Origin of the sequence: Klebsiella sp. OBRC7 (genome assembly GCF_000293135.1) — a bacterium.
Classification (GTDB): Bacteria; Pseudomonadota; Gammaproteobacteria; order Enterobacterales; family Enterobacteriaceae; genus Klebsiella; species Klebsiella michiganensis.
The window spans coordinates 1-11222 of sequence record NZ_ALNJ01000118.1 but is presented as its reverse complement, the minus strand read 5'-3'; the positions used below and the strand labels follow the sequence as shown (position 1 = coordinate 11222).

The 11222-nt window shown below is 55.2% G+C and carries 10 protein-coding genes; 3 read left to right on the top strand and 7 right to left on the bottom strand.

Features of this window, described 5'->3' with window-relative positions; genetic code table 11:
• The 3 genes from HMPREF1144_RS22900 to yiaK all read right to left on the bottom strand — a co-directional run.
• A partial coding sequence (locus HMPREF1144_RS22900; protein WP_009654093.1) for a DUF4862 family protein occupies positions 1-780 on the bottom strand: 780 nt, incomplete at its 3' end.
• A 23-nt stretch (positions 781-803) separates the two neighbouring features.
• On the bottom strand, positions 804-1268 hold the full coding sequence (locus HMPREF1144_RS22895) for a YhcH/YjgK/YiaL family protein (protein WP_004855407.1): 465 nt from the start codon (positions 1266-1268) through the stop codon (positions 804-806).
• Positions 1269-1279: 11 nt separating this feature from the next.
• Positions 1280-2278 carry a 3-dehydro-L-gulonate 2-dehydrogenase gene (yiaK, locus tag HMPREF1144_RS22890; protein WP_004855404.1) on the bottom strand — a complete coding sequence of 333 codons (999 nt, stop codon included), beginning with the start codon at positions 2276-2278 and terminating at the stop codon, positions 1280-1282.
• Between the two features lie 229 nt (positions 2279-2507).
• Here yiaK and yiaJ point away from each other — a divergent pair, with 229 nt between their 5' ends.
• Both yiaJ and HMPREF1144_RS22880 read left to right on the top strand, forming a co-directional pair.
• Positions 2508-3311, top strand: coding sequence for an IclR family transcriptional regulator YiaJ (gene yiaJ, locus HMPREF1144_RS22885; RefSeq protein WP_004855402.1), 804 nt, complete (start codon positions 2508-2510; stop codon positions 3309-3311).
• Positions 3312-3429: 118 nt separating this feature from the next.
• Positions 3430-3918, top strand: a complete 489-nt coding sequence (locus HMPREF1144_RS22880) for a 4Fe-4S binding protein (protein ID WP_009654094.1) — start codon at positions 3430-3432, stop codon at positions 3916-3918.
• Positions 3919-4068: 150 nt separating this feature from the next.
• On the opposite strand, the gene avtA is transcribed toward HMPREF1144_RS22880, so the two are convergent.
• Positions 4069-5325: a valine--pyruvate transaminase gene (gene avtA, locus HMPREF1144_RS22875; RefSeq protein ID WP_009654089.1), complete on the bottom strand. Its 1257-nt coding sequence runs from the start codon at positions 5323-5325 to the stop codon at positions 4069-4071.
• 174 nt (positions 5326-5499) lie between these two features.
• Complete coding sequence (locus HMPREF1144_RS22870) at positions 5500-7530, bottom strand: alpha-amylase (protein WP_009654090.1); 2031 nt, start codon at positions 7528-7530, stop codon at positions 5500-5502.
• A gap of 315 nt (positions 7531-7845) precedes the next feature.
• Between HMPREF1144_RS22870 and HMPREF1144_RS22865 the strand changes: the two genes are divergently transcribed.
• A complete protein-coding gene (locus HMPREF1144_RS22865) occupies positions 7846-8673 on the top strand; it encodes a protein bax (protein ID WP_071530269.1) in 828 nt (275 codons plus the stop codon).
• 60 nt (positions 8674-8733) lie between these two features.
• Here HMPREF1144_RS22865 and xylR read toward each other — a convergent pair whose 3' ends face one another.
• Positions 8734-9912 (bottom strand): D-xylose utilization transcriptional activator XylR, encoded by a 1179-nt coding sequence (gene xylR, locus HMPREF1144_RS22860; RefSeq protein WP_004126484.1) that lies wholly within the window; start codon positions 9910-9912, stop codon positions 8734-8736.
• A gap of 122 nt (positions 9913-10034) precedes the next feature.
• A complete protein-coding gene (gene xylH / locus HMPREF1144_RS22855; RefSeq protein WP_004855383.1) occupies positions 10035-11216 on the bottom strand; it encodes a xylose ABC transporter permease XylH in 1182 nt (393 codons plus the stop codon).
• Between the last annotated feature and the right edge of the window lie 6 nt (positions 11217-11222).

The following is an 11222-nucleotide window of genomic DNA, read 5'->3' as shown; positions in this document are numbered from 1 at the left end:
CTCGGTCATCAGGCTTTGCGAGCAGAAAGGTGAGAATGGAGCATGGAGATCTTGCCACTCACCGTACTCTCCGCTCTGCGTCGTGCCGGAGAACATCAGCGCACCGAGCTTTCCTGCCCGTTTGGCCTGATGCACGTGGGTTAGTGGCAAACGACTATTCTGCCCTTCAATGGCAGAGCGCGCCCAGTTGATACAGATGCTGATGTCGTAGTCGGCAATGGCTTCCAGCACGTTTTCTAACGGCAAAAATCCTTTGCGCGGCGCGGTGCCGGTCATCGCGTCGCAGTGCTCCAGCACCAGCTCGCAGGACCAGTCCCAGCGGGTAATCTCTTTTAATGAACGGGCAAAGGCGTCGGTAGCCTGATCCACGTTGGCATTGCCCGCCAGCGGGGCGGCGTGAAGCTCAAGGGCAATAACCTTTCCGGCGGTCTTATCATTGATTTTAGCGATCTTCTGCTGCAGGTGACGATAGTACTCCACGCAGGCTTTGCGCTGCTCTTCGTCGCTGGATGCCAGCCCAAAGCCGCCGTTTTCACCGCGGCGGCGCGTGGTTTCCATGATGGCGGTAACGACAATCTGCCAGTGTCCCGGGGTATGGCGCAATAACCACTCGTCGCCGAGCGGATGAAGATGTTCAAGGCAGGGCTGCTCAAGCCCACGAATGTTTGGGGTAGCGGAGAGCTGTCGCCAGAATTCCGTCTCTTCCTCTTCACTCTTTTGGTGAAATGAGGGGGCACAGGGGTACGCACCGATAATGTAACCGGTATTATTCGAGTTCATAGTGTGCTCCTGAAAATAATTTTCTATAAAGCCGCTATTGCAACTTTAATGACTATTTTCCTGATTGGCGTAGCGATATTATTATTACAGCCTGGCCGATGAACATCCTGCGGGAAAAAAATCGCGTAACTTCCCGGTATCATTTCAATAAACGACTCATGTTCACTATCGTGATAAAAAATAATATCGCGCTGTTCTAGTAAGTCTTCGGTTATTTCATTATTGCCGGTATCAATAGCAATACCGATTTTCTCTTCACCCGATGCCAGAAATTGAATATCCAGATAGCGGCGATGCACCTCGGGACGATTTTCGGCGGCATCACGTGTGGTTAAATCGATGATCTGCGCGTAAATATTTTTACCATCAATCTCCACGACGCCGGGTTCGTACGTGCGAAAGTCTGTGGTGCGTAAAAAGTGAAGCGCTTTCTCAATCGCGTCTGGCAGATGACATGGATTCGGCTGCGCGATATGACCAAAGATCATATTTTAACTCCCTACAACGCTTGAATTTTAGCCCAGACGCTATCGTCAATGGTGATGCCGTTACGGCGATTTTCATCCAGCAGTTTCGTAAATTCATGACCAGGCAGACGAATGGCCACGTTTTCGTCTGCCCGTTCAGCGGTGGTGACGAAATCCATAATCCGTTGAAGCCTGGCATCACGGGTTGCGCCGTCGATCAGTTTATCCACTTCAATGGCGATGAAGATCTGCGAAACGCCATATTCATCGCTGTTTTCCTGGGTGACTTCAGCAACGGAGGAACCGTTAGAAAGCAGAGTGGCTATCATATCCAGCACGATGGACAGACCGGAGCCTTTCCAGTAGCCCATTGGCAAAATGCGGCGATTTTTTTCGATTACGCCAGGCTCTTTGGTCAGATGACCCTCATCGTCGAATCCACCATCCACGGGCAGTTCGCGGCCGGCAAGGCGGTTAACTTCCAGCATGCCGTAGGAGAACATCGACATCGACATATCCACCATGGTGATCGGCGTCGACGGAATGGCGACGATCAGCGGGTTGGTACCGATGCGGCACTCTTTAGCGCCCCAGGGTGGCATCACGGCGATGGAGTTGGTCCAGCAAATGCCGATATAGCCTTTTTCCGCCGCCTGCCAGCCGTAGCTACCGCCGCGCATCCAGTGATTGGCATTACGCAGTGCGATCAAACCGATACCGTGCCCGGAGGCCAGCTCAATGGCCCGATCCATCATCTTTTTCGCCGTCAGGTTGCCGATGGAACGCCGGGCATCCCACTGTTCGATGGCGCCGAGACTGGTCACCCGCTGCGGTTTAGCTTCAGGGATAATGTCGCCGTTATCTAACTGCTGGATGAAACGCGGAAAACGGTTAACACCATGGGAATAGACTCCGGACTCAGTTGTTCTGGCGAACATTTCAGCGCACTCGTCCGCCGTTTCTTCCGTGATATTTCGTGACCGTAGCACACGATAGAAGGCCTCTTTTAACTCTGCGAAAGTTACTTTCATCCCAGCTCCCCTGGTCGGTTCTTAAAAATGATGGTATGTTTTTTTATCTCTAAATTTCACAATGCGAAATCTGATTCCAAATATATAGATCAAAAATTAACAAGGCAACGATATGTAACTTTTTTAAAAATCATTAAAATCAAAATGTTATGCTTTTTATGTTGAGATCGTGAACTACAACACACTTTGAGCTACCATCTGAGTGCCAGGAAAAGGAGGGGTATTTCTGATGAACCTGAACGATGAAAAAGAGAAACCAGCAGGAAGTCAGAGCCTGTTTCGTGGCCTGACGTTGATAGAAATTTTGAGTAACTATCCGAACGGCTGCCCGTTGGCGCACCTGTCGGAATTGGCGGGACTGAACAAAAGTACCGTTCATCGCTTATTACAGGGGCTGCAGTCCTGCGGGTACGTGACGCCTGCCCCGGCGGCGGGGAGCTATCGTCTGACGACAAAATTTATCGCCGTTGGCCAAAAGGCTTTGTCGTCGCTGAATATTATCCACGTCGCGGCGCCGCATCTTGAGGCGCTCAATCTGGCCACCGGCGAGACGGTGAACTTCTCCAGCCGTGAAGATGACCACGCCATCCTGATTTATAAGCTGGAGCCGACCACTGGCATGCTGCGTACGCGCGCTTATATTGGTCAGCATATGCCGCTGTACTGTTCGGCGATGGGGAAGATCTACATGGCGTTTGGTCACCCTGATTATGTTGAGACTTATTGGGACACGCACCAGGACATCATCCAGCAGCTCACCCGTAATACCATCACCACGTTACCCGCCATGAATCTAGAGCTGGCGCAGATCCGCGAGCGCAAAATGGCGATGGACAGGGAAGAGAACGAGCTGGGCGTGTCGTGCCTGGCTGTCCCGGTTTTCGATATTCATGGACGCGTGCCTTATGCCATTTCTATCTCCTTATCAACATCGCGCCTCAAGCAGGTAGGAGAGAAGAATTTACTCAAGCCGCTGCGCGATACGGCAGAGGCGATTTCTCGCGAACTGGGCTTTTCCGTGCGGGAAGGGTAAGGCAGATGACCAAATTGTCCCGGGCATCTGAGAGAAAACGCCGCTGACTCCATTCAGGATCAAGGCGCGGAAGCGGTTTTTTCTGGCACTCTGCGTTTTTATCCCCAGTGGAGCAAGGATGAACCGGTTTATTATCGCGGATGCGCAAAAGTGCATCGGCTGCCGTACCTGTGAAGTCGCCTGCGTGGTATCCCATCAGCGGGACCAGGACTGTTCTGGCGTTTCCGCCATGCGCTTTGCGCCGCGGATCCGCGTGGTGAAAAATGACGAACTCTCGACGGCGACGCTTTGCCGCCAGTGTGAAGATGCGCCCTGCGCCAACGTCTGCCCCGAGGGCGCTATCCGCCGGGAAAATTCGGTCTGGCGCGTGGATCAGCGCCGCTGCATCGGCTGCAAAAGCTGCATGGTGGCGTGCCCCTATGGCGCGATGACGGTGATACGGGTGGAGGAGGGCGTACAGGCGCTGAAGTGCGATTTGTGCAGCCATCGTGAAGAAGGCCCGGCCTGCGTGGCGGCATGCCCGACGCAGGCGCTGCGCTGCATGGAACCTATGGAGCTGGAGAGAATAGCCGCTGAACGTCGCCAGCGGATGGCGCTGGTGATGTAGCGATGATGCCTTCTTACGGCGTGTTCCCGGAGGCGGCGCTGGCGCGCCTTGTCTGGGCTACCTGTCCGCAGATCGCTGGAAGCCTGTAGCCCGGCTGAGCGCAGCGCGAGCCGGGAATATATCTGGATTATTCAGGATTCTGGCGCCCGTTTACGCGCTCTGTTCACCCCATGCGCGTTCAACTTCTTCGGCGAGAATCTTCACGCCTGCTTCAATCTTCTCCGGGTCCGGCACATAGTTCATGCGCATGCACTGATGCGTGTGCGGCCACGGCTTATCCAGGCCCGGGAAGAAGTAGTCGCCCGGCACCATCAGGACGCCGCGCTTTTTCAGGCGCTGGTACAGCAGCTCGGTAGAAATCGGCAGATCCTTAAACCATAGCCAGAGAAAAATCGCGCCTTCCGGTTTATGAATCAGGCAGCGATCTTCCGGCAAATAGCGGCGAATAATGGCGATAGTCTCCTGCACGCGCTGGTAGTAGAACGGCTTAATCACCGTTTCCGACAGGCGCAGAAGATCGTTGCGTTTAATCATCTCGCACATCATGGCCGGCCCCATTCCACCGGGGGCGAGGCTGATAATGCCGTTCATATTGCTGATGGCGGTGATGATTTTTTCGTTAGCGATGATAATCCCGCAGCGGCTACCCGGCAGGCCCAGCTTGGAGAGGCTCATGCACAGCACGATATTCGGATTCCACAGCGGCCTGGCGTCGCTGAAAATAATCCCCGGGAACGGAACGCCGTAGGCGTTATCAATCACCAACGGGATGCCGTGCTGGTTGGCCAGCGCATCCAGCTTGATCAGCTCATCGTCGGTGATCACGTTGCCCGTTGGGTTGGTGGGGCGGGAAACGCAGATCATTCCCGTCTCATCCGTGACCTGCAAATGTTCGAAATCCACGTGGTATTTAAACTGGCCTTCCGGCAGCAGTTCAATGTTCGGGCGAGTAGCGACAAACAGATCTTCTTCAAGGCCGGCATCGGCGTAGCCGATGTACTCGGGCGTCAACGGAAACAGCACTTTACGGGTGGTTCCATCCGCGCGACGGCCTGCGAAGAGGTTAAACAAGTAGAAAAACGCGCTCTGACTGCCGTTTGTCAGTGCAATATTCTGTGGTTCGATCTCCCAACCCAGTTCATCACGCAGCATCTGCGCCAGCAGGGCCAGCAGCTCGCTTTTACCCTGCGGACCGTCATAATTACAAAGCGCATCAAGGGCTTTGCCGCTGTTCAGCATGTCGGCCAGCAGGCTATGGAAGTAATCATTCATTTCCGGAATCTGCGCAGGATTGCCGCCGCCCAGCATGATGGCGCCCGGGGTACGCAGGCCGTCATTGAGGTCTTCCATCAAGCGGGTGATGCCCGAATGACGGGTAAATTTGTCGCCAAAAAGTGAAAATGTCATCGCGATTAGTCTGTCGGTATTCCAGGAAAGTGGGTAACCATAACGCCAGCGCAGACAGGGTGCAAATCGAGGTATCAGTGAGATATTTTGTTTTTATGCTGATAAAGGAATAAATTTTGGATTTTTGTTCTGAAGAGGCTCCCCCGAGTGTCAGGGGAGCCTTGGGTCAGAAGGCTACTGTTGACCTGCCCATACCACCATCACTTTGTCATCGCCGTTCTCGCGAATAAAGCCGTAGCCTTTCGCCATCGATAGGGTGGTTTGTTTACCCATGCCAATCGCCGGATGACGGGCGCGGAACTGGCCCAGTTTCTCCCAGTGGGTCACGCTGCGCGCGGCTTTGCCGCTGACGTCCTGCCAGTTCATATCTGAGCGCGTCCCCTGAAGCGGATCGGAGCCGGTCGGGCCGAACGGCCGCGAGGATTCATCGCCGTAGAAGATCTGCACTGCGCCAGGCGCGAGCAGCAGCAATTCCGCCGCCGTGCTGCCGCCTTCGCGGAACAGGCTGGTATCGTGCGAGGAAAGATAGCTTAACACATTGAAATTCTGAAGCTTATCCGCCATATGCTGCCAGGTCAGGTCGATATTCGCCAGGCAGCTTGTCGCCTTCGCCGCCTGATCCTGATAATCAAAATTCAGCATTGCGTCAAAACCGTGGCGATAGTAGTCGCTCTGCATCACGCCGTGGCCCCAGGCCTCGCCGGTCATCCAGAACGGCGCATTATCCAGCGCTTTATCCGGATTGGCTTTTTTCCATTCCGCCAGCGCTTCAGTGGCCTGGGTTTTTAACTGCAGCCAGGCGGCCTGCTCGACGTGCTTGGCGGTATCGACGCGGAAGCCGTCGATGCCGTAGTCGCGCACCCATTGGCTCAGCCAGTGGGTCAGATAATCGCGCGGCGTATAGCCGGGGATCGCTTTGGCCGCGGTATCCGGCTTATGGCGATAGAAGTTTGGCAGGCCGGATGGCGCCGTGGATTCGGTTTTCAGATCCGGCAGGAAGGCCAGCGACATCGTCAGGTCATCAAATCCGGGGTTGTCGTAATCGCCAATATCGGTGCGGATCCACTTTTTACCCCACCATTTTTCCCAACCGGCTTTGTCGCTGAAGTTAATGTAGTCGTTAAAGCTGTGCCAGCTTTGTCCCGCGCGGGGCTTCCAGTCGGTCCAGCGCTCTCCGAGGGTCTTTTTCAGCTCGTCGCCCTGGATGTACAGCGAGCCAAACTGAAACTCCTGCATATCGGCCAGGGTCGCGTAGCCGGTATGGTTCATCACCACGTCGAACAGAATGCGGATCCCGCGCTTGTGGGCCTCATCGACGAGGCGGCGCAGATCGTCTTCCGTTCCCATATTGGCATCCAGCTTCGTCCAGTCCTGGGTGTAATAGCCGTGATAGGCGTAGTGCGGGAAATCGCCTTTCGTACCGCCGCCGACCCAGCCGTGGATTTGTTCCAGCGGCGAACTGATCCATAGCGCGTTAACGCCGAGCTGCTGGATGTAATCCAGTTTGCTGGTCAGGCCCTGCAGATCGCCGCCGTGGAAGGTGCCAATTTCCTGCATGCCGTCTTTATGGCGGCCATAGCTATTGTCGTTGGCCGGGTTGCCGTTGACAAAGCGATCGGTCAGCACGAAATAGACGGTGGCGTTATGCCAGTTGAACGGCGCGGCGGCTTCCGTTTCCGCGCGTTCAAGCAGCAGCAGACCATTGCTGTTAAACGCCGGCTGGAGGGTAACTTTACCGCCGCTGACGGTCGCGATATTACCGCTGTAGAAATCGCGAACTTTACTGCCTTCGGCGAAGGATTTGCTGACGTCAATGGTGAGCGGCTTGCCATCCCATTTCGGACACTGCTTCATCTGCGGCGCGGCGGCGGCGGTCTGTTTCTCCTCCAGAGAGACCATCATGGTTGGCGTACCTGAACGGGTATCGACTTCCAGGGTATAGCGGCCATCGCGGAATACGCGCCACTGCGGCGCCGGATCCCGGCAAGGCTCCATAGACAGCATCTGGTTGAGCTTGATCGCGCCGGCAGGCTGCCAGCACTGTTGGTCAAAATTAATCCGCAGAGGGCGCGTACCCTTTGCTACCTCGTTTTGACTGATAAATCTGCCGGTGCCTTCTTCGGTAAAGGCGGGGAAATCTGCGGTAGTCCAGGCGGCGAAGGCCATCCCAGGCAACAGCAGCGACGCAAGCGCAGCGAGTTTCATTCCGGAGTCCTGTGTGCGGTTTTTTGTTCAGTTTGCGCGTCTGGCTGCCTAATGAACTCATCCCACCGGCGCTTTTCCAGGGAGGATGAAAAAGGGTGAGTGATCGCGTTCAAAAAACAAGCAAAAAATGCGAGGGTTGTCGCATTTTTGTACTGTTGTCATGGGGCGGAAACCGATTTCAGATGACAGCTTTTCGGAATTGGACTATTTCTGTGGGTGCGTCATCTGGGTATTTTTGATACTATTCGCGATTCAACTATCGATTTTTTGTGAAAAACAAGGCGTTGGAATGATTGCATCCGACCAGGAGACCTAATGATATCGACTCCCATTCGACGATATGGGGCCGCGATACTCATGTTACTTACCTGCATATTTTCAGGTAGTGTGCTGGCAACAACACACACAGCAACAACGAGTCATAAAGCCCCAATAGTTAAGAAGAAAAGCACCGTAAAAGTAAGCAAGGTAAGCAGTAAACAAGAGTATTCTCGCAATAGTGTAAAGAGCAGTTCACTTCCTGATTTGCGAAAATACCCTTCCGGGACACCAAGGAAAAAAGCGTTTCTCCGGACGGTAATGCCTTACATTACGAAACAGAATCAGGTGATTACCGCCGATCGTAACTGGCTTGTTTCCAAGCAGTACGATGCGCGCTGGTCGCCGAGCGAGCGTACGCGGCTGAAAGAGATCGCCTCTCGCTATAAAGTGAAGTGGTCCGGCAATACTCGCCATATTCCATGGAACTCGCTGCTTGAGCGCGTCGACATTATCCCGAATAGCATGGTCGCTACCATGGCAGCGGCGGAAAGCGGCTGGGGAACGTCAAAGCTGGCGCGGGTGAACAACAATTTATTTGGTATGAAGTGTGGCGGTGGAAACTGCCGCGGTGCGGTGAAGGGCTACTCCCAGTTTGATTCGGTGGAAGAGTCCGTTCAGGCCTATGTCCGAAATCTGAATACGCATCCGGCCTACTCGTCGTTCCGTAAATCGCGTGCGCAGCTGCGTAAAGCCGATCAGGAAGTGACCGCCAGCACGATGATTCATAAGCTGAAGGGCTATTCGACCAAAGGGTCGAGCTATAACAACTATCTCTTCGCGATGTATCAGGATAACCAGCGGTTGATAGCCGCGCACATGTAATTGCTCTTACATGTCATCATTGATGCCCGGTGCGTAAGCCCGGGCATTTTTCTTTGCGCGCTACATCATGACTTCGCTGTGCCGGTCGCGGTACTCCTTCGGCGTCACGTCGTACTCTTTCTTAAACACCGAATAGAAATACTGCAGTGACGGATAGCCGCACATCTGGGAGATTTCGTTAATCGATAGGGTGGTTGATACCAGCAGACTGCGCGCTTTTTCCAGCTTCTCGCTGTGGATCACCGTATGAATGGTTTCGCCGACTTCCTCTTTGAAGCGCTTTTCCAGATTCGAGCGGGAAATACCCACGGCGTCCAGCACCTGCTCAACTTTAATCCCTTTACAGGCGTGGTTACGGATATAGTGCATCGCCTGAATGACCGAAGGATCGGTGAGCGAACGGTAGTCGGTGGAGCGGCGCTCTACCACGCGCATCGGCGGGATAAGCTGACGCTGAAGCGGTAGCTCTTCATTCTCCAGCAGGCGATGCAGCAGCTTTGCCGCCTGGTAGCCCATCTGACGGGTGCCCTGCGCAACGGAGGAGAGCGCCACGCGCGACAGGTAGCGGGTAAGCTCTTCGTTATCTATGCCGATAACGCACAGCTTTTCCGGGACGGGGATATGCAGCCGCTCGCAGGCCTGTAATACGTGGCGCGCGCGGGCATCGGTAACGGCGATGATGCCGGTTTGCGGCGGTAGGGTTTGCAGCCAGTCGGCGAGGCGGTTTTGCGCGTGCTGCCAGTTTTCCGGCGCCGTCTCGAGACCCTGATAGACCACGCCGCGATATTTCTCTCTGGCGACCAGCTGGCAAAACGCGTGTTCGCGCTCGGCGGCCCAGCCTTTACAGCTGGAAGCGGGCAGGCCGTAAAAGGCGAAGCGGTTAATGCCTTTTTCCTTCAGATGCAGGAAGGCGCTCTCAACCAGCGCGGCGTTGTCGGTGGCGATATAGTGAACGGGCGGATAGCACTCCGGGCGGTGGAAGGAGCCGCCGACGCCGACAATCGGCACATTCACGTCAATCAGCAGGTTTTCAATTTCCGGGTCGTCGTAATCGGCAATAACGCCGTCGCCTAACCACTCCTTGATGTTTTCAATTCGTGCCCGAAAATCTTCCTCAATGAAGATATCCCATTCCAGTTGCGATGCTTGTAAATATTCGCCGACGCCCTCAACGACCTGGCGATCGTAGGCTTTGTTGGCATTGAATAACAGCGTAATACGGTGACGCTTTTCAAACATAGTGTTGTTCCTGGTCTCTCTTGCAGGCCATACAATACCGGCCAATGCCCGGATTTTTTCAAGCTACTTGTGCCTAAGTTTGGCGGTAGCGCAAATAATTCGGGCATTTTTTTTCACAGCCCTCAGCTTCGGCGTTTCGTGGCGGAATCCATCCATACAGCGAGCAATAAAATGACCCCTTTAACGATGTACTGCCAGAAGGTGGCGACGTCCATCATGCTCATGCCGTTGTCCAGCGCGGACATGATAAAAGCGCCCATGACCGCGCCCGCAACGCTGCCGACGCCACCGGCGAGGCTGGTACCGCCGATTACGCAGGCGGCGATGGCGTCCAGTTCGGCGATGTTGCCGGCGGAAGGGGAACCGGCGCCAAGACGCGAGCTGAGAATCAACCCGGCAATCGCCACCATCAGGCCATTAATGGCGAACACCGCCAGCTTGGTGCGTTCCACGCTGATGCCGGATAGACGCGCGGCCTCCAGGTTGCCGCCGATGGCGTAGATGCGGCGCCCAAACGCGGTACGGGTGGCCATAAACATGCCCGCCAGCAGCAGCGCGGCGAGGATCAGTACCGGCGTCGGGACGCCGCGATAGTCGTTTAACAACCAGATGGCGCCCAGCACGATAACGGCGGTGATCGTCTGGCGGCCAACGGTTGAGGCGGAGGCGGGCGTGGAGAGGCCGAGAGCCTGACGTCGCATACGGCCGCGCCACTGCCAGATGATAAAGGCCGCCATGCCCGCCACGCCGATACCAAAGCCAATACCATCAGGTAGATAGCTCTGGCCGATTTGCGACATCGCCGGGCTGGTGGGAGAGACGGTGGTGCCGTTGGTTATGCCTATCAGAATACCGCGAAATGCCAGCATCCCGGCGAGCGTCACGATAAACGAGGGGACCTTACGATAGGCAACCCACCAACCGTTCCAGGCCCCCAGCAGCAGACCCAGGACCAGGGTAACCACAATCGTCAGCGGTAGCGGCCAACCGAGCCAGACGTCAAAGATTGCCGCCGCGCCGCCGAGCAGGCCCATCATTGAGCCCACGGAGAGGTCGATCTCGGCGGAAATAATCACAAATACCATGCCGACCGCGAGAATGCCGGTGATAGCGGTCTGACGCAGCAGGTTGGAGATATTACGCGCGCTGAGATAGGCGCCTTCGGTGGTCCAGGTGAAAAACAGCATAATGGCCACGATAGCGGCGATCATCACGAATACCTGGAGGTTCATCCCCTTCAGCCCCGATAGCGCGCCAGCGGCAGGCGGGGTGAGTTTCATTTCAGACGACGTGTTCTTCGACATGGCGTT